Origin of the sequence: Cognatishimia sp. SS12, from assembly GCF_028369055.1 — a bacterium.
Lineage (GTDB): Bacteria > Pseudomonadota > Alphaproteobacteria > Rhodobacterales > Rhodobacteraceae > Cognatishimia.
The window spans coordinates 739,002-763,988 of the sequence record NZ_JAQNCZ010000001.1 but is presented as its reverse complement, the minus strand read 5'-3'; the positions used below and the strand labels follow the sequence as shown (position 1 = coordinate 763,988).

At 59.5% G+C, this 24,987-nt stretch carries 24 protein-coding genes and 1 tRNA gene; 9 read left to right on the top strand and 16 right to left on the bottom strand.

The window, feature by feature from the left end; translation table 11 throughout:
* Positions 1 to 6: 6 nt before the first annotated feature.
* From N6L24_RS03775 to cysG, 5 genes are read right to left on the bottom strand one after another with little or no spacing between them, the layout of a single operon-like run.
* Complete coding sequence (locus N6L24_RS03775; RefSeq protein ID WP_271843298.1) at positions 7 to 426, bottom strand: DUF934 domain-containing protein; 420 nt, start codon at positions 424 to 426, stop codon at positions 7 to 9.
* Positions 423 to 1,217: a phosphoadenylyl-sulfate reductase gene (locus N6L24_RS03770; protein ID WP_271843297.1), complete on the bottom strand. Its 795-nt coding sequence runs from the start codon at positions 1,215 to 1,217 to the stop codon at positions 423 to 425. The genes N6L24_RS03775 and N6L24_RS03770 overlap by 4 nt, the downstream gene beginning before the upstream one ends.
* Positions 1,207 to 2,877 carry a nitrite/sulfite reductase gene (locus tag N6L24_RS03765; protein ID WP_271843296.1) on the bottom strand — a complete coding sequence of 557 codons (1,671 nt, stop codon included), beginning with the start codon at positions 2,875 to 2,877 and terminating at the stop codon, positions 1,207 to 1,209. Before N6L24_RS03765 ends, N6L24_RS03770 begins: the two co-directional genes overlap by 11 nt.
* Positions 2,878 to 2,879: 2 nt before the next feature.
* Positions 2,880 to 3,182, bottom strand: a complete 303-nt coding sequence (locus N6L24_RS03760; protein WP_271843295.1) for a DUF2849 domain-containing protein — start codon at positions 3,180 to 3,182, stop codon at positions 2,880 to 2,882.
* 1 nt (position 3,183) lies between these two features.
* Positions 3,184 to 4,578 (bottom strand): siroheme synthase CysG, encoded by a 1,395-nt coding sequence (cysG, locus tag N6L24_RS03755; RefSeq protein WP_271843294.1) that lies wholly within the window; start codon positions 4,576 to 4,578, stop codon positions 3,184 to 3,186.
* Between the two features lie 143 nt (positions 4,579 to 4,721).
* Here cysG and N6L24_RS03750 point away from each other — a divergent pair, with 143 nt between their 5' ends.
* Positions 4,722 to 5,198 (top strand): Lrp/AsnC family transcriptional regulator, encoded by a 477-nt coding sequence (locus N6L24_RS03750; RefSeq protein ID WP_271843293.1) that lies wholly within the window; start codon positions 4,722 to 4,724, stop codon positions 5,196 to 5,198.
* On the opposite strand, the gene N6L24_RS03745 is transcribed toward N6L24_RS03750, so the two are convergent.
* On the bottom strand, positions 5,189 to 6,373 hold the full coding sequence (locus N6L24_RS03745) for a cytochrome P450 (RefSeq protein ID WP_271843292.1): 1,185 nt from the start codon (positions 6,371 to 6,373) through the stop codon (positions 5,189 to 5,191). The two genes, N6L24_RS03750 and N6L24_RS03745, sit on opposite strands and share 10 nt — an antisense overlap.
* Before the next feature lie 124 nt (positions 6,374 to 6,497).
* Here N6L24_RS03745 and N6L24_RS03740 point away from each other — a divergent pair, with 124 nt between their 5' ends.
* A complete protein-coding gene (locus tag N6L24_RS03740) occupies positions 6,498 to 8,381 on the top strand; it encodes an SLC13 family permease (protein WP_271843291.1) in 1,884 nt (627 codons plus the stop codon).
* Between the two features lie 46 nt (positions 8,382 to 8,427).
* On the opposite strand, the gene tpiA is transcribed toward N6L24_RS03740, so the two are convergent.
* The 9 genes from tpiA to rimK form a co-directional block, all read right to left on the bottom strand.
* Entirely contained in the window at positions 8,428 to 9,174 is a 747-nt protein-coding gene (gene tpiA / locus N6L24_RS03735) for a triose-phosphate isomerase (RefSeq protein ID WP_271843290.1), read from the bottom strand.
* Positions 9,175 to 9,295: 121 nt separating this feature from the next.
* Positions 9,296 to 9,646: a HesB/IscA family protein gene (locus tag N6L24_RS03730; protein WP_271843289.1), complete on the bottom strand. Its 351-nt coding sequence runs from the start codon at positions 9,644 to 9,646 to the stop codon at positions 9,296 to 9,298.
* A 34-nt stretch (positions 9,647 to 9,680) separates the two neighbouring features.
* Positions 9,681 to 10,415, bottom strand: coding sequence for a DUF3307 domain-containing protein (locus N6L24_RS03725; RefSeq protein WP_271843288.1), 735 nt, complete (start codon positions 10,413 to 10,415; stop codon positions 9,681 to 9,683).
* Positions 10,408 to 11,076 (bottom strand): hypothetical protein, encoded by a 669-nt coding sequence (locus N6L24_RS03720; protein WP_271843287.1) that lies wholly within the window; start codon positions 11,074 to 11,076, stop codon positions 10,408 to 10,410. The genes N6L24_RS03725 and N6L24_RS03720 overlap by 8 nt, the downstream gene beginning before the upstream one ends.
* 138 nt (positions 11,077 to 11,214) lie before the next feature.
* On the bottom strand, positions 11,215 to 11,577 hold the full coding sequence (locus N6L24_RS03715; RefSeq protein ID WP_271843286.1) for an SUF system Fe-S cluster assembly protein: 363 nt from the start codon (positions 11,575 to 11,577) through the stop codon (positions 11,215 to 11,217).
* Between the two features lie 74 nt (positions 11,578 to 11,651).
* A complete protein-coding gene (locus tag N6L24_RS03710; protein ID WP_271843285.1) occupies positions 11,652 to 12,377 on the bottom strand; it encodes a gamma-glutamylcyclotransferase in 726 nt (241 codons plus the stop codon).
* Between the two features lie 15 nt (positions 12,378 to 12,392).
* A complete protein-coding gene (locus N6L24_RS03705) occupies positions 12,393 to 12,671 on the bottom strand; it encodes an NfeD family protein (protein WP_271843284.1) in 279 nt (92 codons plus the stop codon).
* Entirely contained in the window at positions 12,671 to 13,558 is an 888-nt protein-coding gene (locus N6L24_RS03700) for an SPFH domain-containing protein (RefSeq protein WP_271843283.1), read from the bottom strand. The genes N6L24_RS03705 and N6L24_RS03700 overlap by 1 nt, the downstream gene beginning before the upstream one ends.
* A 54-nt stretch (positions 13,559 to 13,612) precedes the next feature.
* The gene (gene rimK, locus N6L24_RS03695; protein ID WP_271843282.1) at positions 13,613 to 15,025 is read right to left on the bottom strand and encodes a 30S ribosomal protein S6--L-glutamate ligase; all 1,413 of its coding nucleotides are present in this window, start codon (positions 15,023 to 15,025) and stop codon (positions 13,613 to 13,615) included.
* Between the two features lie 68 nt (positions 15,026 to 15,093).
* Between rimK and tgt the strand changes: the two genes are divergently transcribed.
* The 7 genes from tgt to N6L24_RS03660 all read left to right on the top strand — a co-directional run bounded on the left by tgt (position 15,094) and on the right by N6L24_RS03660 (position 24,271).
* Positions 15,094 to 16,224: a tRNA guanosine(34) transglycosylase Tgt gene (tgt, locus tag N6L24_RS03690; protein ID WP_271843281.1), complete on the top strand. Its 1,131-nt coding sequence runs from the start codon at positions 15,094 to 15,096 to the stop codon at positions 16,222 to 16,224.
* 425 nt (positions 16,225 to 16,649) lie between these two features.
* Complete coding sequence (lon, locus tag N6L24_RS03685) at positions 16,650 to 19,052, top strand: endopeptidase La (protein ID WP_271843280.1); 2,403 nt, start codon at positions 16,650 to 16,652, stop codon at positions 19,050 to 19,052.
* A 157-nt stretch (positions 19,053 to 19,209) separates the two neighbouring features.
* Positions 19,210 to 19,285, top strand: a tRNA-Val gene (locus tag N6L24_RS03680).
* A 133-nt stretch (positions 19,286 to 19,418) separates the two neighbouring features.
* On the top strand, positions 19,419 to 22,214 hold the full coding sequence (locus N6L24_RS03675; protein WP_271843279.1) for a glutamine-synthetase adenylyltransferase: 2,796 nt from the start codon (positions 19,419 to 19,421) through the stop codon (positions 22,212 to 22,214).
* A 3-nt stretch (positions 22,215 to 22,217) separates the two neighbouring features.
* Entirely contained in the window at positions 22,218 to 22,475 is a 258-nt protein-coding gene (locus N6L24_RS03670) for a hypothetical protein (RefSeq protein ID WP_271843278.1), read from the top strand.
* A 66-nt stretch (positions 22,476 to 22,541) separates the two neighbouring features.
* Positions 22,542 to 23,735, top strand: coding sequence for an RSP_2647 family RNA methyltransferase (locus tag N6L24_RS03665; protein WP_271843277.1), 1,194 nt, complete (start codon positions 22,542 to 22,544; stop codon positions 23,733 to 23,735).
* Positions 23,732 to 24,271 (top strand): RSP_2648 family PIN domain-containing protein, encoded by a 540-nt coding sequence (locus tag N6L24_RS03660; protein ID WP_271843276.1) that lies wholly within the window; start codon positions 23,732 to 23,734, stop codon positions 24,269 to 24,271. The genes N6L24_RS03665 and N6L24_RS03660 overlap by 4 nt, the downstream gene beginning before the upstream one ends.
* Positions 24,272 to 24,275: 4 nt before the next feature.
* On the opposite strand, the gene N6L24_RS03655 is transcribed toward N6L24_RS03660, so the two are convergent.
* The gene (locus N6L24_RS03655; RefSeq protein ID WP_271843275.1) at positions 24,276 to 24,971 is read right to left on the bottom strand and encodes a M48 family metallopeptidase; all 696 of its coding nucleotides are present in this window, start codon (positions 24,969 to 24,971) and stop codon (positions 24,276 to 24,278) included.
* Between the last annotated feature and the right edge of the window lie 16 nt (positions 24,972 to 24,987).

The following is a 24,987-nucleotide window of genomic DNA, read 5'->3' as shown; positions in this document are numbered from 1 at the left end:
TTGTCGTTAGCTCTTGGCGCGCAGGCGCGACTGATAATCGTGGGCCTGCCAGTCGGCGCGGAACAGCCATTGGTCTTCGGGTTGACGCGCGGCGAGATCGTCCGAGATTTCCACCTCGTCAAAGCCCGAGCGACGCGCCATGGCGTATTGGTCCGCCAGCACGTGTCCCTTGGCCCGCAAGCGGCCTTTGTAGCCCATCAGGCGCAATTGGCGCGCAATGGTAAAGCCGCGCCCGTCCGCCGCCGATGGGAAATCCACCCGGATCATCTCAACCGAGCTGAGCAGGTTGCTCAGGCTTTCCGGGCTGGTGTCAGAGGCCAGATCCAGCGCGGCCACATCATTGGCCGCGGCGGTTTCAAACTCGGCCACAAAGCCTTTGGTCCAATCATCGGCGGCAAAGCCGGAATCGGTGACAATCACACTCATGCTGTTTCTCCTTTGCGCACCATCTTGCCATTGACAAAATGGATGCCGCATTCGGTTTTATCCTGACCGCGCCAGCGGCCTGATCTTGGGTCTTCTCCCGGTTTCACCGGGCTTGTGCAAGGGGCGCAGCCGATCGAGGGGTAGCCTTTGGCCACCAGCGGATGTTTCGGCAGGCGGTTTTCTTCCAGATAGGCGCGTACATCTTCGGGGGCCCAAAAGGCCAGCGGGTTCACCTTGATGCGGCCGGTGAAATCTTCGATCTCAAAGAATTCGAGCTGCGCGCGCGTGCCCGCCTGAAAACGTTTGCGTCCGGTGATCCAACCATCATAACCGCGCAGCGCCTTTTGCAAGGGGCGGGTTTTGCGCAGGGCACAGCAGGCATCCGTGTCACGCTGATGCAGCGTGCCATCGGGGTCTTCGGCATCAAGCGTCGCAGCGCTTGCGCGGATCACCTGCACATTGCTGAGGTTCAGCCGCTCGGTGATTTCCAGCTGATATTCGAGCGTCTCGGCAAACAGCATTTCGGTGTCCACAAAAAGCACGGGCACCGAATTGTCCACCATGGCCACCAGATGCAGCAGCGCCACGCTTTCCGCCCCGAAGGAGCTGACCATGGTCAGCTTGCCCACATCAGGGTCTTTCAGCGCACGCTCCAGCACGGCGGTGGCCGAGTGGTGCTTGTAGCGGCTGTTGAGCGCGGCGACCTTTTCGCGCAGCGGATCAGGCTGATCCGACGCGCTCAGGTTCACAGCGGACACAGCCGAGCTGTCTGTGATGAGATCATGCGGCATTGGCCTGCGCCTCAGGGTAAATATAGGCTTTGAACGGGGCGAGGCCGACGCGGTTGAACGTTTCGATAAACGTCTCGTTTTCGTCCTCGCGCAGGTCAAGATAGCCCCGCACCGTGCGTTCGATTGCCGGTACGATTTCATCATAGGCAAAGCCCGGACCAACGCGCTGCCCGATGGCCGCCGTGTTGGTCGCGTCACCGCCCAGGGTGATCTGGTAGTTTTCGACGCCCGCGCGGTCCAGGCCAAGAATGCCGATGTGACCGACATGGTGGTGGCCACAAGCGTTGATGCAGCCCGAGATCTTGATCTGCAGATGGCCGATGTCATGCTCCAGCTTCAGTTCGTCAAAGCGGGTTGCAATCTGCTGCGCCACAGGGATCGAGCGGGCGGTTGCCAGCGCGCAATAATCCATACCGGGGCAGGCGATGATATCGGAAATCAGGCCGATATTCGCGGTGTGCAGATCCTGCTCTTTCAGCGCGGCATAGATCGCCGGCAGATGGGATTTATGCACATGCGGCAGGATCACGTTCTGCTCATGGCTGATGCGCAGCTCGTCATGGCCATATTGGCGGGCCAGTTCGGCCATGGCGCGCATCTGCGCGGCGCTGGCGTCGCCCGGTGTTTCGCCGTGTTTCTTCAGCGAAATGGTAACAATCGCATAGTCGTCATTTTTGTGCGCCGACAGGTTGGCATCGGCCCAGCTGCGGAACAGCGGGTCAGCATCATAGGCGGCGGTATAGGCATCGACCGGCGCGCTGGTGAATTCCGGGTTCGCAAAGAACGCTTCGATCTCTTTCAGCAATGCGACGTCAAAGCCGCCAAACGTCGGGCGGATCAGAGCAAAGCGATCTTCCACGCGGCGGCGGATTTCTTCGATGCCATGCTCGTGTACGGTGATCTTGATGCGTGCCTTATATTTGTTGTCGCGACGCCCCAGCAGGTTCCAGACCGAAACGGTTGCTTCCAGATAGGCCAGCAGATCGTCCTGGCGGATGAAATCCTTCAGCACTTTGCCGATCATGGGCGTGCGGCCCAGACCGCCGCCGACCACCAGCTGGTAGCCAACTTCGCCTGCGTCGTTTTCAACGATATAAAGGCCGATGTCATGCGCCATAATCACCGCGCGGTCATTGTCACGCGCGCCGGAGACAGCGATTTTGAACTTGCGTGGCAGCGCCTGGAATTCCGGGTGATCTGTGGACCACTGGCGGATCAATTCCGCCACAGGGCGCGGATCGGCCACCTCGTCAGCCGATGCGCCCGCAAAATGGTCTGCGGTCACGTTGCGGATGGTGTTGCCCGAGGTTTGGATCGCATGCAGGTTCACCTCTGCCAGCGCGTCCAGCATATCTGGCACATCGTTCAGCTTTGGCCAGTTGTATTGAATATTCTGGCGGGTGGTGAAATGGCCATAGCCTTTGTCCCACTTTTCAGCCAGCAGAGCCAGCTTGTCCATCTGCGCCGAAGACAGCGTGCCATAAGGGATGGCCACGCGCAGCATATAAGCGTGCAGCTGCAGATACAGCCCGTTCATCAGGCGCAGTGGGCGGAATTCATCTTCGGTCAGCGAGCCATCGATGCGGCGGCCCACCTGGGCGCGGAACTGACGGTTGCGTTCAGCCAGAAAGGCGCTGTCAAAGTCGTTGTACTGATACATGATTATGCCTCTGCCTGTTTGCCGTGGAAGTAGTTCGAAGGGCCGGTGCGGCGGAACTCTTCGCGGAAGTGGGTGGGTTCGGGGCGGCCATCGGGGCCGGATTTTGCATCTGCCAGATAGGCACCAACGGTCACAGCGGTCTGCTGCTGCGCTTCGAGCAGGCGCAGATCCGCATCCGCTTCGTCGGTCAGCAGCTCAGCGTCGCGCAGCTCGCGGGTCCAGTCGCCACTGGCGGTCATATAGATCACGTCACCTTCCAGAAGGTGGTTTGCGGTGACAACTTTGGGTGTAAAAGCGCGGGCCATATCAGGCGAGCTCCTGTTGTTGAATCTTGGTCAGCGACGTCTGTGCAGCGCGCGGGGAGAGGCCAAGGAAAGTCAAGGCCGGGCCGCTGAACGCTGCGGTCGCCAAATCGGTTGCAAGGGCGGAAAGCGTGGTCGCCAGCACACGCTGATCGGCGCGCGAGGCGTTTTCCACCACGGTGATTTCGGTGGCAGGGTCGGCGCCATGCATAATCAGGCGGCCCTGAATGAAGCGCGCGGCTTTCTTGCCCATATAGATGGCCGCGACTTGGCCGGGCTGCGCCAGCTCACGCCAGTCATGATCGGCAAAGCCTGCCACATCATGCCCGGTCAGGAAGCGCACGCCAGAATTGCGGCCGCGCTTGGTCAGGCTTTGCCCGATGGAGGCCACAGCGGCAGAGGCCGCCGTAATGCCGGGCACCACGTGATACGCCACGCCGGCCGCGTCGCAGGCGGTCAACTCTTCGTCCAGACGACCAAAGACGGTGGCATCACCGGATTTCAGACGCACAACCTGATGGCCTGCTTTGGCATGCGAAACGATCATCTCGTTGATGGTGTCTTGTGGGGTGTGCTGCCCGTATGGGGTTTTGCCGGCATCGATCAGCTGCGCTTCACGGCGGGCAAGTTCCAGAATTTCCGGGGCAACCAAACGGTCGTAGATCACCACATCCGCGGTATCCAGCGCTTTGCGCGCTTTCAGCGTCAGCAATTCGGGATCACCGGGGCCAGCGCCGACAAAGGCCACATGGCCCTGCGCGGCATCTTGCGCGAGGTGCTCAAACAGCAGCTCATCCAGCGCCTGCTGCGCGGCAACCGAACCGTTGGCGGCCACGCGCGGGCCTGCTTTGAAATAGTAATCCGCCCAAAAGGCGCGGCGGGCGCGGCCAAAGGGCAGGGCCTCTGCGGCTTTGCGAAAGCCTTTGCCGACACGCGCCAGCAGGCCCAGATGGCTCGGCAGACGCTCTTCCAGATCGGCTTTGATTGCGCGGGCCAGAACCGGCGCGGCGCCTTCGGTGCCAATTGCCACTGTGACCGGGTCGCGATCAACAATTGCCGGGGTGATGAATTGGCTGTCTTCCAGATTGTCGACGATATTGGCCAACACGCCCGCAGCACGCGCGATGGCCGAGGTGCGCGCGTCCTCAGCAGCGTCTTCGTCTGCCGCGTAAAACAGCACTTCGCCCGCCAGATCGCCCGCACGCAAGCTGCGCGCAATCAGCGTCAGGCGGCCAGCCGCCGCCCAATCGCGGATTTCAGCAGTGGCGTTTTCGGCATAGACTGTCAGCAACGCCTCTGTTTTCAACAGCAGACGCAGTTTGGCCACAGCCGCATCCCCGCCGCCCGAAAGGGCAATGCGCTGTCCTTTCACAGACAGGAAGATGGGAAAGTGTTTCATCGGACGTGGCCTTTGGCGTTTGACTTTGAGTGCAATATAGGAAATTGTTCCCCATATTCGCTAGATGTCGGATAAAATTAAAACAAACGTTTCGCTGATCGTGAAAATACGGCGAAAAGTTCTGAATAGCTGAGGAATTGAGAATGGCGTTGCGAATAGACGATATGGATCGGAAAATTCTTGATGAGCTACAGCGCGATGCGGCGTTGTCTCTGGACGAAATTGCCCGTCGTGTGGGCTCTTCCAAGACGCCGGTTTGGAATCGTATTCGCAAGCTGCGCGAGGGCGGAATCATCAAGCAACAAACGGCTTTGCTGGATGCAGAGGCGCTTGGATTTGAGGCCTGTTTCTTTGTGCTGATCCGCACCAGCGCCCATGAGGCCGATTGGCAGGCAAAGTTCCTCAAGGCGCTTCAGGATCGCCCAGAAGTGCAAGAGGCGCACCGACTGGCGGGCGATATTGATTACATACTGAAAGTGCGCGTCGCAAATGCGCGTGCCTATGACGTGTTCTATCAGGCGCTGATCTCAGAGGTGCGGGTGCATAATGTGACCGCGCTCCTGTCGATGGAAGAGATCAAATCCACCACGCTTTTGCCGCTGAGCACCCCTCAGACCTGAACCATTAGCCGATTTAGCCCATGAAAATGGTAGATATTCGCGTAGCGCGGCGGTTCGGTTAATGTGAGCTTCGGGCAGCTCTCAAACAACACCTGCAGCGCAATTTGCAGCTCAAGCCGCGCTAGCGCTGCGCCGATGCAAAAATGACGGCCAGCGCCAAAGGCCATATTGGTTTGAATGGGCCGATCAGGATTAAAGCGGCCCGGGGCCTCCCACATCGCGGGGTCACGATTGGCCGCGCCTAGCATCAGGGCAATCTGATCACCGGGCTTGAGTGTGACGCCGTTCACCTCAATCGTGTCATAGGCATAGCGCGTAAACATATGCAGCGGCGGATCATAGCGGATCAGCTCTTCCACCGTGGTGGCCACGCGATCATTGGTAAGGAGGCGGGCCGGATCTGCGCCGGTTTCCAGCAGCGTTTTCACCGCATTGCCCAGCGTATGCACTGAGGCTTCGTGCCCCGCATTTAGCAGCAGGATGCAGGTTGAAATCAGTTCTTCGGTGGAAAGCTGGGTGCCATCTTCTTCAGCCGCAATCAGCTCGCTGATCAGATCATCGCCGGGCTGGCTGCGCCGCAGGTCGATATAGCCACGCAGAAAATCGGAAAAGGCCTGCGCGGCCTCGGCGGCGGCATATTCCATCTCGGGGGTGCGGGCAGCCTGGTACATGCCCACCATGGCATGGGACCAGCTGAGAAGCTGGCTGCGCATGTCCTCGGGCACGCCCAGCAGCCTTGCAATCACGATCACCGGGATTTCGCTGGCATAGAGGTCAATAAGATCAAAGGGGTCTGACGGAAAGGTCGCGCAGATCGAGCGGCAGAGCGCCCGGATCTCTGGGCCCAGATCCTGTATGCGGCGGCTGGTGAAGGCCCGCATGACCAGCCCGCGCAGGCGGGTGTGGCGCGGTGGCTCAAGTTCCAGCATCGAATGCGCTTCGACCGCGTAAAAGGCGGCGGTGTGCTGGGCCGGGGGCTGGCGTTGGTCTGCGGGTATTTCACGGCCCAATCGGCGGTCCTTCAGCAGCATCGACACGGTGCTGTAGGAAAAGGCGGCCGGCATGCCATAGTCGTCCCAGAAATGCACCGCGCCGTCTTGGCGCGCGCGGTCATAGAACCGATAGGGGTTTTGGACGAAATCCGGATCGGTGGGCGATTGCTGCAGCGTTTTCATGCGCGCAGTTTCAGCGCGGTTTTAAGGCGCCGCAAGTCGAATTTGCTGAATATGTGAAGAAATTTCCCGGCGGAATATTGCGCGTCTCGCAATTGGCGTGCAATAAAATTACACAGGAGGCGCAATGGAAGCAGTAACACTCACGTTTGAAATGACCGTGGTGCTCGGAGTTCTGGCATTCACGGTTTTTTTGTTTGTCTCTGAAATCGTTCGGATCGATTTGGCCGCCATCATTGTGATGGTGCTTTTGGGGCTTATTTCGCAATTCCCCGCAACGGCGAATGTCGCAGATGTGGCCCAGCTGTTTGACGGTTTTGCCTCAAATGCGGTGGTGTCGATCATTGCGGTGATGATCATTGGCGCGGGGCTCGACAAGACCGGAATCATGGGCAAGGTCGCTGCCGTGATCTTAAAGCGCGGCGGCACAACCGAAGGGCGGATTATACCGATCATTTCGGGCACGGTCGGCGTGATTTCTTCCTTTATGCAGAACGTCGGCGCAGCGGCGCTGTTCTTGCCGGTGGTCAGCCGCATTTCGGTGCGCACGGAAATTCCGCTGTCGCGGCTTTTGATGCCGATGGGGTTTTGCGCCATCTTGGGCGGCACCATGACCATGGTGGGCTCGTCGCCTCTTATCCTGCTGAATGATTTGATTATTTCGGCAAATTCCGGCTTGCCCGACGGGCAACAGATGGCCCCGTTCAGCCTGTTTTCGGTGACGCCGATCGGTCTTTGCCTGATCTTGACCGGGATCGTGTATTTCGTGGTCTTTGGTCGCTGGGTTCTGCCCAAGGGCAGCAAGACGGGGGACGGGACATCAGCGCAATCGCTGAAGGAATACCTGCGCAACATCTATGGCCTGCACACCGATATTGTCGAAATTTCGATCCCGGAACGTCACCCGTGCCAGCGCCTGACCTTTGATGAGCTGATGCAGAAATATCATGTCTATGTGATTGGCTCTGCGGTCAGCGGGCAGCGCTGGTTTGCGCCGTTGATCACCACGCAGATTGAAACGCCCTGCCGTTTGGCGGTGCTGGGGCCGATCCGCGAGATTCGCGCCATGGTGCTGAACGAAGATTTCACCCTGCACAAGGATCTCGAAGTTTTTGCCGAAGATTATGCCTCCACCAAATCCGGGGTGGCCGAGCTGGTCATTCCGCCCGGCTCCAGTCTGATTGGCAAGACTGCGCATGAGATCAAGTTCCGCAAGACCTACACCGCGTCGATGCTGGCGATTCACCGCGACGAGGAAACGCTCAGCTATATTGAGACCGAAGATCACGAACCCACAGCCATTGCCGAAGTGCCCTATAAGGCTGGGGACACGCTGGTCGTGCATATAACCTGGGAATCGCTGACCCGCCTGACCCGAAACCGCGATTTCGTGGTTGTGACGCAGGATTTCCCCCGTGAAGAGCTGCGCCCGCGCAAACTGGGTTGGGCAATGCTGTTTTTCGCAATTGCGCTTGCGCTCATTCTATTCAGTGACGTGCGCCTGTCGCTCTGCCTGCTGGTGGGGGCCTCGGGCATGATTGTGACCCGGGTGCTGGACATTGACGAAGCGTACGAAGCGGTCAGTTGGTCCACCGTGTTTCTCTTAGCCAGTCTCATACCCTTGGGGCAGGCGGTGCAAAATACCGGCACGGCGGCCTGGATCGCGCAGCAAATTCTGGCGTTGCTGGATGGTTGGCCGCTTTGGGGGCTGCAGGCCGGGGTTGCGGTGCTCGCCACCGTCTTCACCCTGGTGATGTCCAATGTCGGGGCAACGGTGCTTTTGGTACCTTTGGCAGTGTCCATCGCGATGGCGGCGGGCGGCGATCCGGGGATTTTTGCGCTGACAGTGGCGATCAGCACCTCCAACAGCTTTCTGATCCCGACCCATCAGGTGAACGCGCTGATCATGGGGCCTGCGGGCTATAAGGTGATGGATTTCGTCAAGAGTGGCGGCATCATGACCGTGCTATTCCTGCTGGTGTCGCTGACGGTGATGAACCTAGTGTATTAATGAACGCGCCCCGTTTTCTGGGCGCGTTCCCATGGCTTGCGACCGCTTAGGCGTTGCCGAGCGCGGTGATGATGGCGTTAAAATCGCTGGCCTTCAGGCTTGCGCCGCCCACCAGCGCGCCGTCGACGTTGGAGACAGCAAAAATCTCATCTGCATTGCCGGGTTTGACCGATCCGCCATAAAGAATGCGCATGCCGTCGCCCTCGGCCCCAAAGCGGGCTACCAATTTGGCGCGGATGAAATCATGCACCTCGGCGATCTGTTCCAAGGTTGGCACTTTGCCGGTGCCAATCGCCCAGACAGGTTCATAAGCAATGACGGTATTGGCGGCGGTGGCGCTGTCGGGGGTGGAGCCGGCGAGCTGCGTGCCGATAACGTCCAGCGTGTCGCCGGCCTCGCGCTGCGCCAGGCTTTCACCCAGGCAAATCACGGCAATCAGACCCGCGTCAAAAGCGGCCTGCGACTTGGCGGCGACATCCGCGTCGCTATCGCTGTGGTCCACGCGGCGTTCGCTGTGGCCGGTGATAACATGGCTTGCGCCGGCATCCGCCAGCATGGCGGCGCTGAGGTCGCCGGTATGCGCGCCAGAGGCGTTGGCATGGCAATCCTGCGCGCCGATGGCAATGGAGCTGCCGGCGGCGGCGTCGGCGGCGCGGCTGATCAGCGTGGCGGGGGGGCAGATGAGCACGTCTACCTTATCGGCTGCGGCCGCCGCTTTCATGGCGTCCAGCTCTGTCAGATTGGCCGCAAGGCCATTCATTTTCCAATTGCCCGCGGCGAGTTTACGGCGCATGTCGCCTCCCTTCCCATTCAAAAATCCATTGAAAGTCTTTTGGGCAGAACGGGTGAGGGCGTCAACCCGTTGGCGTTAACGCAAATGTCGCACATCAGGGAACAGCGGCGGAACGCGGCGTTTACATATCCGCGAATTTGATGGATTCGCCGCAGCCGCAGGCTTCGGTGACATTGGGGTTGTTGAATTTGAACCCGGATTCCAGCAGCGAGGTTTCATAGTCAATCTCGGTGCCAAACAGGAACATCTGCGCCATGGGGGCGATCATGACCCGCGCGCCGTCTTGCTCGACGACCTCGTCCATCGGGTCGGTGCTGTCGACATATTCCATGGTGTATTCCATGCCAGCGCAGCCGCCTTTCTTAACGCCAATGCGCAGCCCTTCGTGACCGTCACTCTGCATCAGCTTGACGATTTGTGCTGCCGCCTTTGGGGTGATTGTCACCGCCTGTTTGCCTGGAATGCCGAACATTGCGTTCTCCTTTCCTGCTTACTTAGTGTTTTAGTCAGTCAATGCCAAGGTCTGGTAATTGCCCGAGCAGAAAAACCACGGCAAGACTGACCAGAATGGCCCACCCAAAAGAGGCCAGCGTGCCGATGATGACGTATTCTGAGCGTTTGCGATTTTCGGCGATGGCACCTTCTTTGGGGCTTTCAAAGCGTAACACAGATTTGGCCGCGATCAGAAACCCAATGCCAATTGGCAGCCCTGCGAGCGTCAACACATAGATCAGCCCGCGCTCCAGCAGGCCGATCATCTTGCCGCCGCCCGGCAGGCTGTCGGCCGAAAACTCTGGTCCGTACGGGGCCATCAAAAGGCCAACGGCAAAGCCGCCGGCGCGCGTGGCATAGATCGCTCCAAAGATCAGGAGCAGCCCATGCGGCAGCCAAACGGGGGCAGGGGCAAGCTGTCCGTTGGCCCAGATGCCGCTGTGCCAGAGGTCGGGTACCGCAAGCGCAATCAGTGCCAGGGTGATCAGATGCGCCAGTTGATCGGCCAAATGCGCGGCTATGGTCTGGCCAGCGCGCGCCTTGATGGCATCTGTCGTGACGTGCAGCGCGGTCAGAACCACCACCGGCGCGCCAAATGTGCCGGTGATGAGCGTGGCGGTCAGGAGTACGACCAGACCGTGCAGCGCCAAATGGGCAAGCCGATGTTTGTTGGCGGCCATAATACCGGATTGAAACACATAATCTGCCAGCACATGGGCGGCAAAAAGGGCGACAAAGGTTTCAATCATCTTGGTTTTCCAGCAAATGCAGCGCGAGATAAAGGCTTTGATATCCAGCAGAAAGCAGAGTTTTTGTCACCACCTGTCTGGATTTGTCTAATGTCTTTGCCAGATCGGTATAGGACATGTCTTGGATTGGCGACAGCATATGCGCCATGGCCTCAGCTTGGTTGGGGGTCCAGTCCTCGGCGATGTGATCGGCCAGCGCAACAGCCGCGGCTTCGGCACCCGGTGTGGCATAGGCCAGTTTCGGCGCAAAGCTGTTCATGGATTTCAATGTCGCCAAGGCTTTGCCGGTTTTGGTTTTGATGTCCTCAAGGGCATGGCCGGATTGCACAAAAACTGCCTCGTTGCGATCGTTCAAATCCGCAGTCATCGTCATGGCCGCCTCGCCAGTGGCGATGCCGATGTAACTGTCAAACTCAGGGCCAAGCGATTTTATTGTGGCCCTGAAAAACAAAGCGGTGCGCAGGGCATAGCGGGGGCGGTGCAGCAAAACCTGCCAGCCATCGCCGCGGTGTCGGGTGAATTTGAGCGGGGCACCATGCCAGGTGGCGGCCACCTCTGCGCAGTGGCCCAGCGCGTCAAACGCTTGGGTGATCTGGGCCGGGGTCAACCTGGAGGATTTCACCAAGTCGCCCGTCAGGACGGAGGAACGATAGTGTGACATGCATCTATAATAGGGTGCATGTGGAGTAATGCAACCTTTTTTGGGTGCTTTATGAGATATGCACCCTAAAATGCGTGCTAATCTGGGGGGTATCCCAATCAGGATGCACAACAAAAAACGGCCCCGAAGGGCCGCTGCTTACATGAACCCCAATTCCAATCGGGCTTCGTCAGACATCATTTCCATGCCCCAGGGGGGCTCCCAGACCAGTTGCACATCAACGGTCTTGACGCCGGGAACGCCAGAAATCGCCTCTTCCACCCAGCCTGGCATTTCACCGGCAACCGGGCAGCCGGGCGCGGTTAGGGTCATGGTCACGCTGACCTCGGACTCCTCATTGATCAGAATGGTATAGATCAGACCCAGATCATAAATATTGACGGGAATCTCGGGGTCAAAGACGCTCCGGCAGGCCTCAACCGCCGCTTCGTGCAGCGGGTGGTCGGTGCTGGAGGGGGCAATAAGGGGCGTGCCCTCGATCGGCTGAGATTCCTGAGTCATTTGCTTACCTGTCTATTCCTGAGTGTTGATATAGGGAATATGCGGTGCAACGTCCAGAGGGCAGGATAAAGCCGCTAAAGCGCGGCCTGCGCGGCCCGTGCGTCCGCCAAAAGCTGTGTGCAATGCGGATCGCTGATCCCCAGCGCATCAAATTGCGCGACGATGTTTTCCAGGTATTCCAGACTGGTGCCGAGGATCCCGGCCCCATTTGCCAGGCAATTGATCTGCTCGGCGTGGCTGATATCGCCGCAAATCTGCTCTGCGTCGTGATCAGCGACAAAGGTCAGCGCCTGCGCGGTCTGATCGGCAAACTGTGCGGTGACAAACGTCGGCACATAGCCGGGGGCCACCAGTTCGCGCCGCCAAAGAATTTCGGTTTCTTCCTCAATCTGGGCCTGCGGAATTTTGAACAGCAACCCATCACAGCCATCCCCGTGATCCAGCGCGGCCATGAGACCCGGTGCCTCTTTGGTGCCCCGCCCGCCATAGACCTCGCGCAGGATAAAACGGCGCGCATACTGGGGCACAAATGTGCGGCGCACTTCGGAAAAATAAAAGGCCGGATCCCACATCAGCGACCCATAGGCGAACACCCAAAGATCCTCATGCATGTGGCCATCCAGCGCGGCCTTCCGGTTTGCATCGCGCGTGGCGTCAGAATGCAGATGCGGCCTGATTGGCTCAAGCTCGGGGTGCGCGGCCAGAATGGTTTCAACGCGGAACTCGCGAAAAAACGACTCCTGCGGGTCAATGATCCGGCCACGTAGGCCGGGGTGGTGGCGATAGGGATCGGCGCTCACAGGCATTTCTTGCTTTCAGCCATCGTTGATATCGTGATCAAAGGTTTTGACCTGGCCCTGCGGCAGGGAAAAGAACCGCCGCAAAAGCAGCCAAGCGACCAACGAGAGCGCAGCAAAGATCAGCAAAATGGCAGCAGGCGACAGCAGCGCGAGCGGGCCAAGCATCGCCAACCCCACCAGCGCCGCGCCAATGGCAAAGCCCAAAAAGATAAAGCCGGGCAGGACCATTTCCAGAATGCCCAGCACAAAGGCGGCCGCGATCCAGACCCACCAGAGCGTGATCACCGTCGCCATCATGCACCGCCTTTCAGCAATTTGAACGCATCGCCAAAGGCTTCCAATGCGGCGGCGGGCAGCACGATGGTTTGCTTGCCGTCGCCATTGCCCAGCGCGTTCAGCGCCTCAACCTGCTTGAGCGCTACTTGGTATTGCGCGGCTTCCAGCCCGTTTTCCTTGATGGCCTGCGCCACAACGCCTGTGGCATAGGCTTCGGCGTCGGCCTGAATGCGCCGCGCCTTGGCGGATTGTTCCGACGCATAAAGTTCAGCATCGGCCTGCAATTCAACCGCGCGCTTTGCGCCTTCGGCCTCTGTCACTTGGGCACGGCGGGCACGTTCGGCGTTCAGCTGCTGCAACATCGCATCGCGGGTGGCTTGATCCAGATTGACATCCAGAATTTCCGCGCGGGTCACTTCGATGCCCCAATTGTCCACCGCGTCCTCCACCAGCGTTTTGATGGTGGCGATCAAAGCGGAGCGATTGGATTGCACCTCGTCCAGATCCATTTTGCCGATCTCAGCGCGCACGATCCCGGCCACGGTGGTGGCAATTGCGCCATCCACGTCGCGGATGCGATAGACCGTCTTTTCCGGTTCGATAATGCGGTAAAAGACCGAGGTATCGACCTGCACCAACACGTTGTCCTTGGTGATCGCGTCTTGGCTGGCGGTGGGCAGCTGCCGTTCAAGGATCGAGATTTGGTGCCGCACCACATCCAGAAACGGCACGATAAAGTTGATGCCCGGCCCCAGTACCGACCGCAGGCGGCCAAAGCGCTCGACCACATGTTTTTCAGACTGCGGCACGATGCGCACGCCTTTCAGGATCACAATGATCACAAAAGCCGCCGCCACAAGCAGCACGATATTGCCAGACAGCAACGGGGTTAGATCGTCGGACATCAGAAATTCCTTATGTAAATCATGGCTTCAAGATCGGCCTTGGGGGCGGTGGGGTCAAGAGGCGGCGGCGCGCATCTCTTTGCGGCGGCGTTGCGGGGCAGGGCGGGCATTGGCCTCAACCTCATTGAAAATCAGCGCGGCGATGTCTTTGCCGCTGATTTTCTCGATCCCTTCAAGACCGGGGGAGGAATTAACTTCGAGCACTTTGGGGCCCGATGAGGACCGCAACAAATCGACTCCGGCCACGGTCAGCCCAAAGGCGCGCGCCGCTTTCAGGGCGGTGGTGCGTTCTTCCTTGCTGATCTTGACCGCAGTCGCGGAGCCGCCCAGATGCAGATTGGAGCGGAAATCCCCTTCGCTGCCGGACCGCTTCATCGCGGCAACCACTTTGCCGCCAACCACAAGACAGCGGATATCTTCGCCCGCCGCCTCTTTGACGAATTGCTGCACCAGAAAATTGGCCTTCAGCCCGCGAAAGGCGGTAATGACGGATTCCGCCGCCTTGGGGGTTTCCGCGAGAACCACGCCTTTGCCTTGCGTGCTTTCCAGCAGCTTGACGATGAGCGGCGCGCCCCCGGCGATACCAATCAGATTCTGGGTGTCCTTGGGGGAGGCCGCAAAGGCCGTCGCGGGCATGCCGATACGCTGGCGCGCCAGCACCTGATGGGCGTGCAGCTTGTCTCGGCTTGCGGTGATCCCCGCTGAGCCATTCACACAATAGGTGCCAATGGTTTCAAACTGGCGCAGCAGGGCGGTGCCATATTGGGTGATCGAGGCCCCGATGCGCGGGATGACGGCGTCATAGCGCGGCAAGCGCTTGCCATCATAGTGAATTTCCGGTGCCAACGTATTGATCGCCATATAGCAGCGGGTGGTGTCGATGACCTCAACCGTATGCCCCTTTGCTTCGCCCGCTTCCACCAGCCGGCGGGTGGAATAATTGTCCTCGCGGCTCAGCACGGCGATACGCAGCGCCCGGCGCGGCGCGGTGCGGCGGATCTGCGCAGTGGAATAGACCGAATAGTCGAGCTCCGGCTGGCAGAACCGCTCGGAGGGCTGCACGGTGACATGCTCAAGCGCCTGCCGCCCCAGCAGCATATGCAGCGCCATGCCGCGCCGATCAGTCAGCGTTAGTTCCACAGGCCAGCTCTGGCCGTTTACCGCCAGCGCAGTTTCGATCACATAGCGCATTTCGCTTTCCCCGTTGGACGAGGTGATTTCGCGCCGGTCCTTTATGGGGGCCGAGCAGGCGATGATCAGGCTCTCATCGCCGGGGATCGGATGCACGGCAAAGCGCACCATGGGGGCGTCTTGCGGGCCAAACACCTCGATATCAGAGGCTTGCAACGCGGACGTGCGCGCGCCGGTGTCAACCTTGACGCGCAAGGCAGGCAGGCCGAGATCGGGCAGCGACACCCATTCCTCCCAGCCCAGTGTCAGATCTGGGCGCGGCTCGGTGGTGGACATGGGCGTGGCTCCTTGGCATTAGGGGGAATCACCGGCAGAGCGGTGATTTACGGCAGCAGGAATACGAGATGGCAGAGCTTTTCAACTTCGAACTGAAGGCAACCGACGGCAAGGCACGCACCGGCGTGATCAATACGCCACGCGGCGAGATCCGCACGCCGGCCTTTATGCCGGTTGGCACGGCTGCGACAGTCAAAGCCATGATGCCGGAAAGCGTGCGCGCCACCGGAGCCGATATCCTGCTGGGCAACACCTATCATTTGATGCTGCGCCCCACGGCGGAACGCATAGATCGTCTGGGCGGTCTGCACAAATTCATGAACTGGGAGCGCCCGATTCTGACGGATTCCGGTGGATTTCAGGTGATGTCGCTGGCCGGTCTGCGCAAGCTGACCGAAAAGGGTGTGACCTTCAAAAGCCATATCGACGGTTCAAAACATGAATTGACGCCGGAACGCTCAATGGAGATTCAGCGTCTCTTGGGCTCGGACATTGTGATGTGCTTTGACGAATGCCCGGCCTTGCCCGCAGATCGCAAACGCATTGCGGAAAGCATGCAGCTGTCGATGCGATGGGCCAAACGCAGCCGCGAGGCTTTTGGCGACCGGCCCGGCCATGCCCTGTTTGGGATCATGCAGGGCGGGCTGGAGCAGGACCTGCGTGAAGAAAGCGCTGAGGCGCTGAAAGAGATTGGTTTTGAAGGCTATGCCATCGGCGGTCTGGCCGTGGGCGAAGGCCAAGAGGCGATGTTTGACTGTCTGGACTATGCGCCAGATTTCTGCCCGGTGGATAAGCCCCGTTATCTGATGGGCGTTGGCAAACCCGATGATATCGTTGGCGCGGTGAAACGCGGCGTCGATATGATGGATTGCGTGTTGCCCAGCCGTTCGGGCCGCACGGGCCAAGCCTTTACCCGCAACGGGGTGGTGAACATCAAAAACGCGCGCCACGCGGACGATCCGCGCCAGCTGGATGCAAATTGCAGCTGTCCGGCCTGTCAGAATTATTCCCGTGCCTATTTGCACCATGTGTTCCGCAGCAACGAGATGATTTCTGGCATGCTGCTGACTTGGCATAACCTGCAATATTTCCAGGACATCATGCAGGGTATGCGCGATGCGATTTCCGCCGGCACATTTGACGCCTGGGAAAAGGATTTCCACGCTGGCCGCGCGCAGGGCGATATTGAGCCGCTTTAAGGCTAAAACTTAAGTGCGAAACGAAAACAGAGGAGCGGGTGACCCACTCCTCTGCATCTGTGTCCCTTTCGGGAAGCGGTCGCGGGCGGACCCGCGCCGTATCTGAACTCAATTTATGGCCTGCCTTCAAACGTGTCAAATGCCCTTTGACGTTTCGGCGCAGACCGAATTTTGGGCGACACGCGCGGTGGGCGATCAAATTCTGCTGTCATCGGCCAAAGTTTGCGGGTCTGCATTAACATGGGATGAATCTCGCCAAATCCTCCCTTGTGATCCCTCCGATCAGCAGGCATTCTGGGAGGCAACATAATGAGGCACAGGTTGAAAGGCCGCGGGTGCCTTCCCAAATAAAGCCTCTGAAGAGGAGACAGCGAGCGTTGCCGCCAAGCGGGACCGGGCTGTCTTGCCAAAGATAAGGACCGAGCATGCAAGAGCCACTCAATTCCTCCTATCCCGTTCTGCCGCTGCGCGACATCGTGGTGTTTCCACATATGATCGTGCCGCTTTTCGTGGGCCGGGAAAAATCCGTGCGCGCCCTCGAAGAGGTGATGCAGGACGACAAGCAAATCCTTCTGGCCAGCCAGATTGATCCCGCCGAGGACGATCCGGAAGCCGAAGGCATCTATCGCACCGGCGTGCTGGCCAATGTGCTGCAGCTGCTGAAACTCCCTGATGGCACCGTCAAAGTGCTGGTCGAAGGGCAGGCACGGGTGCAGATCAATGATTTCATCGAAAACGATGTTTTCTTTGAAGCCACCGCAGAATACCTCAGCGAAATTCCGGGCGACGCCACCACGATCGAAGCGCTACTGCGCTCTGTCGGGGATGAGTTTGAGCGCTATGCCAAGGTCAAGAAAAACATCCCTGAAGAGGCGCTGAATGCCGTCTCGGACACCGAAGAGCCGGCGCGTCTGGCCGATCTGGTGGCCGGTCATTTGGGTGTCGAAGTGGACCAGAAGCAAGAGCTGCTGGAAACCCTGTCTGTGTCCGAACGGCTGGAAAAGGTCTATGGGCTGATGCAGGGCGAAATGTCCGTGCTGCAGGTCGAGAAAAAGATCAAAACCCGCGTCAAATCCCAGATGGAGAAGACCCAGCGCGAATATTACCTGAATGAGCAAATGAAAGCCATTCAGAAGGAATTGGGCGATGGCGAGGATGGCTCTGGTGAAATCCAGGAGCTGGAAGAGAAAATTGCAGCGACCAAACTGTCCAAAGAGGCGCGTGAAAAGGCTGACGCAGAGCTGAAGAAGCTCAAGAATATGTCGCCCATGTCCGCCGAAGCCACGGTGGTGCGCAACTATCTGGATTGGATGCTGTCTATCCCGTGGGGCAAGAAATCCCGCGTCAAAAAGGATCTGAACAAGGCGCAGGATGTGCTGGATCAGGACCACTTTGGGCTGGAAAAAGTAAAAGAACGCATTGTCGAATATCTGGCGGTTCAAAAACGCTCTGCCAAACTCAAGGGGCCAATCCTGTGCCTCGTGGGCCCTCCAGGCGTGGGGAAAACCTCGCTCGGGAAATCGGTTGCCAAGGCCACGGGACGTGAATTTATTCGCATCTCGCTGGGTGGCGTGCGCGATGAATCCGAAATTCGTGGCCACCGCCGGACCTATATTGGCTCCATGCCCGGCAAGATCATTCAAGCGTTGAAAAAGGCGAAAACCACCAACCCTCTGATCTTGCTCGATGAAATCGACAAGATGGGGCAGGATTTCCGGGGCGACCCCGCATCCGCCATGCTTGAGGTTCTGGATCCAGAGCAAAACAGCACCTTTGTCGATCACTACCTTGAGGTGGAATATGATCTATCTGATGTGATGTTCCTGACGACCTCCAACAGCTACAACATGCCGGGGCCATTGCTCGACCGGATGGAGATCATTCCGCTGGCGGGTTACACCGAGGATGAAAAAGCTGAGATTGCGCATCGTCACCTCATTCCGAAGCAGGTGAAGAACCACGGCCTCAAAGCCAAGGAATTCACGCTGGAGCCGGAAGCCTTGCAGGAAATGATCCGCACCTACACCCGCGAAGCGGGCGTGCGGAACCTTGAGCGTGAGATTGGCAAGACAGCGCGTAAGGCGATCACCAAGATCGTGAAGGGCCAAGAGGAGACAGTCACTGTCACCCCGGAAAACCTGCATGATTTCCTCGGCGTGAAAAAATATCGCTATGGTCTGGCTGAAAGCAAAGACCAGGTCGGTGTTGTCACCGGGCTGGCCTATACCAGCGTCGGCGGTGATCTTCTGCATATCGAAGCGCTCAAACTGCCCGGCAAAGGGCGGATGAAGACCACGGGTAAGCTGGGCGATGTGATGAAAGAATCCATCGATGCAGCCTCGTCTTATGTGCGCTCGATTGCGCCGCGGATCGGGGTCAAACCGCCGATGTTTGAGAAATGGGATATCCACGTGCACGTGCCCGATGGGGCCACGCCCAAGGATGGCCCGTCGGCGGGTTTGGCGATGGTGACATCCATTGTGTCTGTGCTGACCGGCATTCCGATCCGCAAGGATATCGCGATGACGGGTGAGGTGTCGCTGCGCGGCAATGCCATGCCGATTGGTGGGCTGAAAGAAAAACTGCTGGCGGCCCTGCGCGGCGGGATCAAAACCGTGCTGATCCCAGAAGAGAATGAAAAAGATCTCGCCGATATCCCGGACAATGTGAAAGAGGGGCTCGATATCATCCCGGTCACCCATGTCTCCGAAGTGCTGGAAAAGGCGCTTGTCGCAAAGCCTGAGCCGGTTGAATGGGACGAAGCCGCCGAAGAAGCTGCGGCAGCGGCGCTTAAGCCTGAGAGTGCAGCCGGCGCGGTGACACATTAAATCTTGCGTATAACGCATTGATATAAAAACTAAACGCGCCCATGGGCGCGTTTTTTTATGGGCCTTTTTTGGGCGTTTAGCGGCGCAAAAGAAGTTGCCGCATTGATGCATTTTCCGCTTGAAGCCTCGGCGCGCCAGAGCTAAAAGCCGCGTCATCGGGTCGTTAGCTCAGTTGGTAGAGCGCTTCGTTTACACCGAAGATGTCGGGAGTTCGAGCCTCTCACGACCCACCATTTCCCCAATTGAAATGATTGCCTTGCCATCCGTTCAAATGATCGGTTGCTGCATGATGATCCTGCGAATTTTTCATGCCAAGTGCGTCTGCCTGATGTTGACGCTCACAGCGCCGCGCCGCATGCTTTGGGCATGGAATTTCAATCTGCGATCACCCGTTTGCCGCGCGCCTTTGATGCTGATCTGGGGCAGGAAACCGCCGCGCTCTACCCGATGTTTTCCGGCGATCTTGCGGCGCTTGTGGCGGGGGTTGCGGGCAGCAGTTTTTACCTCAACACGCTCTTAAGGCGCGAGGCCGACTGGCTGCCTCAAGCGCTGGAAGCACCGGACACGGCGTTGGACACCATTTTTGAAGACCTGCGCGCCACGGCACCGGACCAATTGCCCTTTGCACTGCGACAGGCCAAACGCCGCGTGGCGCTTATGACCGCATTGGCGGATATCGCAGCGGTCTGGCCCTTGGAAAAGGTCACGGGCGCGTTGACGGATTTCGCGGATCTGTCGTGCCAATTGGCGTTGCAGGCGACCATCGCCACCGAGATTCGACGCAAGAAACTGCCGGGTGCCAGCGAGGATGACATCGCCACCTGCGGCGGCATGGTGGCGTTGGCCATGGGCAAGATGGGCGCGCATGAATTGAATTATTCCAGCGATATCGACCTGATCTGCTTGTTTGATGAAACTCGGTTTGACCCGGCGGATTTTTATGATGCCCGCGCCAGCTTTGTGCGAGCCACGCGCCGCGCGATGGCGATGCTCAGCGATCTGACTGGCGAAGGCTATGTTTTTCGCACCGATCTGCGCCTGCGCCCCGATCCGGCGGTGACGCCCGTTTGCCTCGCCATGGAGGCGGCAGAGCGCTATTACGAAAGCCTTGGACGCACTTGGGAACGTGCCGCTTACATCAAGGCGCGGCCCGCCGCCGGCGATGTGGCAGCCGGGGCGCGGTTCATTGAGGCCCTGCGCCCGTTTGTCTGGCGCAAGCATCTGGATTTTGCCGCCATTCAGGATGCCCATGACATGCGCCTGCGCATTCGCGAACACAAGGGGCTGGGCGGTCATCAGCCGCTGGAAGGGCACAATATGAAACTCGGCCGGGGCGGCATTCGCGAGATCGAGTTTTTCACACAGACCCGCCAGCTCATCGCCGGGGGGCGTGATCCTGAGTTGCGCGGGCGCAAGACCGTGCCGATGCTTGGCGCGCTGGCAGGCAAGGGCTGGGTGCCCGCGGATGTTTCCACCAAGCTGAGCGCGCATTACCGCGCACACCGCGAGCTGGAGCATCGCATTCAGATGATCAATGATGCCCAGACCCATGATCTGCCCAAATCCGCAGAGGGGATCGAGCGGATCGCTTGCCTGATGGGGCTGGACCAGCAGGCGCTGCGCGATGATATCCGCGCCCGGATCGAAGAGGTGCATGAGCTGACCGAAGGCTTCTTCGCGCCCGATGCGATGGCACCTGCGCCAGACGAACCCAGTCATGCCTTTGACCCCGACGTGCTGGAGCGTTGGCGCAGCTATCCGGCCCTGCGATCAGAGCGCGCGGTAAAAATTTTCAACCGCCTGCGCCCGGAATTGCTGCAAAAACTGTCGGGCACCGCCCGCCCCGGGGAGGCGCTTTTGGCGCTGGATGGCTTTCTGGCCGGGTTGCCTGCGGGTGTGCAGGTGTTTTCGCTCTTCGAAGCCAACCCGCAATTGGTCGATCTGCTGATTGATATTGTTGGAACTGCGCCAGAACTTGCGCGCTATCTGTCGCGGAATTCCGGGGTATTTGATGCGGTGATTGGCGGGTCATTTTTCGCCGACTGGCCCGGCGCAGAGGCATTGCAAAACAGCCTTGCGCCCCGATTGGCTGCCGAAGGCGATGATTACGAACGCAAGCTGGATGCCGCGCGGCGCTGGACAAAAGAATGGCATTTCCGCATTGGCGTGCATCACCTGCGCGGTTTGATCACGGCGCCGGAAGCGGGCCGACATTATGCCGAACTGGCGGATGTTGTGCTTGGCGCGCTCTGGCCGGTGGTCGCCGATAAGTTTGCCGAGAAACATGGCCCAATGCCCGGGCGCGGCGCAATGGTACTGGGCATGGGGTCGCTGGGCGCGCGGATGTTGAACGCAAGCTCTGACCTTGATCTGATCGTGATCTATGATCCCGCCGGGGTTGAGATGTCAGAGGGCAAACGGCCTTTGCCCAGTCGCATGTATTACGCCCGGCTGACGCAAGCGTTGGTCACAGCGCTCAGTGCGCCGATGGCCGAAGGGCGGCTTTACGAGGTGGACATGCGTCTGCGCCCATCTGGCACGCAGGGGCCGGTGGCCACCTCACTGGCGTCGTTTCAGGATTATCAGAAAAACCAGGCCTGGACCTGGGAGCATCTGGCGCTGACCCGCGCGCGGGCCGTCACCGGGGCGGCGGATCTGATGGAGGAAGTCGAAGCGTTTCGCGCCCAGCTGCTGGCACAGCCATCAGACGAGGCGAAACTGCGCGCCGATGTGCGTGACATGCGCGCTAAGATCGCCTCGGCGAAAAGCAGTGCCGGGCCGCTGGATGCAAAGATCGGCGCGGGGCGGCTACAGGATATCGAATTGACGGCGCAGGCCGCGGCCCTGATGGCGGGCTGCGCGGATTGCGACATTCGCGCGGCTCTTGACGCGGGTGCTGCGTGCGGCTGGTTGTCCGGGGACGAAGCGGACACTTTGAAAACGGTCTATGATCAATATCTGACCTTGCAGATTGCCACCCGGCTTTTGGGCAGTTCGGCGCCTGACCCCAAAGACCTCGGCGCGGGTGGCTGCGCCTTTTTACAACGGGTGCTGCATGCGCCAAGTCTGTCTGCGCTGGAAGCGCTGCTGTCAGATGCTGCCGCAAAGGCGAGCGCGGTGATTGAGGCCGCATTGGCACGTCCGGCGCAAATGAAAGGGTAAATCATGTTTGATCCCAAGGGTTTGATCAAAGAAGCTTATGCGATCGACGGCATCAACACGGTGCAATGCCGCAGTATTTTTCTTGACTGGGCGCTGGGTCTGCCCTCGGACATGGCCGCGCAGGACGAGATCCAGACCCTTCTGGATCATTATGGCCGCGCGCATCCCGACCACCCGATGACAGAGATTTTGCGCGAAGGCACAGTGCAGATGCAAGGCGCGGGCACACGCCGGCGCGGCGGCTGGCGCCGCCAGCGTTAGAGCAGCGTTCAGGCCTTGCGGGGTTTCGCGCTTTTCTTAACGGCAAATTGCCAGTAGGAAGCGGCCATGACAGTTGATTTCCCCACCGTTCGCCTGAAACCCAAAGCCAATGCGCGGGCCCTGCGCCATGGCTTCCCTTGGGTTTATGAAAACGAGCTGGTCGTTGACCGGCGCACCAAAAAACTCGCCGCTGGCAGCCTTGCAGTGCTCGAAGATTCAGAGCGCCGTCCATTGGGGCTGGTTGCGGTCAACCCGGCCAGCAAGATTATCTGCCGTATGCTGGATCGTGATCCAGCGGCGCAGATCGACACAGCCTGGTTTGCTGCGAAATTCGCCCGGGCCCTGGCGCTGCGCGCCCGGCTTTATGATCAGCCGTTCTATCGTCTGGTGCATGCCGAAACTGATGGGCTACCCGGCGTGGTGATCGACCGGTTTGGCGATATCTGTGTGTTGCAGCCCAATGCCGCCTGGGCCGAGGCGCTGCTGCCGCAGATGACCGCCGCCCTGGCCGAAGTGACGGGCGTGACCACGGTGCTGAAAAACGGCTCTGGTCGTGCGCGCAGCCTTGAGGGGCTGGACGAGGACAGCGCTGTTCTGCTTGGTACCGCCCCGGCAGCCCCGGTGCCGGTCACGATGAATGGCGCAACCTATATGGCTGATCTGATGGGCGGGCAGAAAACCGGGCTGTTTTTTGATCAGCGCCCCAACCATGCCTTTGCGGCGCGCCTGTCGCGCGGCGCGCGGGTCCTTGATGTGTTTTCACACGTCGGCGGCTTTTCCCTCGCGGCGCTGGCGGGCGGCGCGGCCAGTGCCGTTGCTGTGGATGGCTCTGCAGCGGCGCTTGCGCTGGCCGAAGAAGGCGCGGCCCAAGCGGGCATGACGGATCGGTTCACAACCCGCAAGGGCGATGCCTTTGCCCAGCTTGAAGCGCTGGCGGAGGAGGGCGCGCAGTTTGACGTGGTGATCTGTGATCCGCCTGCCTTTGCCCCCAATAAACCCGCGCTCGAAAAAGGGCTGCGCGCCTATGAGCGCGTGGCGCGTCTGGCGGCCCCGCTGGTGGCTGAGGGCGGCTATCTGGGTCTTTGTTCCTGCTCGCACGCGGCCGAGCTGTCGCTGTTTCGCAATGCCTCGGCGCGCGGCATTGGCCGGGCCGGTCGGCGCGGGCAGTTGATCCACACGGGTTTTGCCGGGCCGGATCATCCCTTGATGCCACAGCTGGCGGAAAGCGGCTATCTGAAGGCGCTGTTCTTCCGTCTATGAGGGCGCTGCTGGACACCTGCGTGATGTATCCGACCGTGATGCGGGCGCTGCTTCTTGGGGTGGCAAAACGCGGCGCGTTTGAACCGCGTTGGTCAGATCGCATTTTGGAAGAATGGGCGCGGGCGGCGCGCAAACTTGGCCCCACCGGCGAAGCGCAAGCGCGGGCAGAAATTGCCCTGCTGAAATCGGATTGGCCAAGCCATGCCCTGCGTTGGCCCGAGGGGCTGGAGGCGCGGCTGTATTTGCCAGATCCGGCAGATATCCATGTGCTGGCTGCCGCCATTGCCGGGTCTTGTGATGTCATCGTCACGGTCAATGCCAAGGATTTCCCCAGACATATTCTGGCCGAAGAGGGGCTGACCCGGATTGACCCGGATACGCTGCTGCGCGGGCAATGGGACAAGACGCCTGAGCTGGTGGATACCGTGGTGGATGAGGTTTTAGCCGAGGCCAACCGCCTTTCGGGGAAGGTTTGGGAAAAGCGCGCATTGTTGAAAAAGGCGCGGCTCCCGCGGCTGGCGAAGCTCTACGCTTAAGGCGTTATCCGTCGCGTTTCACGCCCCATTTATCTTCGAGTTTGTCGATCGCGTCGATCCGCTGCGCCGTTTTGGGGTGGCTGAGAAGCCAAGCGGGCATCGCGCCGCCTGCGCCGGCTGTCAGGGCCTCAAGCTTGTGAAACAGGGATTTTTGCGGCGCGGTGCCGATGCCGGATTTGGTCAGCAGCGCGGCGGCATATTCGTCCGCTTCATATTCATCAGAGCGCGAGAGGCGCGCAGCCAAAAGCGTGGTCAGCATATTGGCTATCCAGCCGCCGATGCCCGGAATGATCCGTGAGAGCACCATGGCCAGCGCGGTGCGCAGGGCGTTTTGGCCCGAAAAGTCGATCATCCTGCGCCGCGAATGGCCCAGGGCCACATGGCCAAGCTCATGGGCAATCACGCTGGCGATTTCTGGTCCGGTGACCTCCCCGTGGGTGTATTTCTTGTAAAAGCCGCGCGTGATGAAAATGCGCCCATCGGGCGCAGCCAGCCCATTGACGGGTTCAATTTCATAGATGTGCACGCGGATGCGTGGCAGATCGAGGGCCGAAGCCATCTTGCTGATCAATTGCTCAAGCGCCGGGTCCGCAAGGCGCGAAGACTGCTGATCCAGCATTTTTGCGGTGCGCCAGGCGGAAAATCTATAAACCACAATGGCATAGAGAATCGCCAGCAGGATGGGGGTGAAACGCAACATATGTCAGATATGGGGT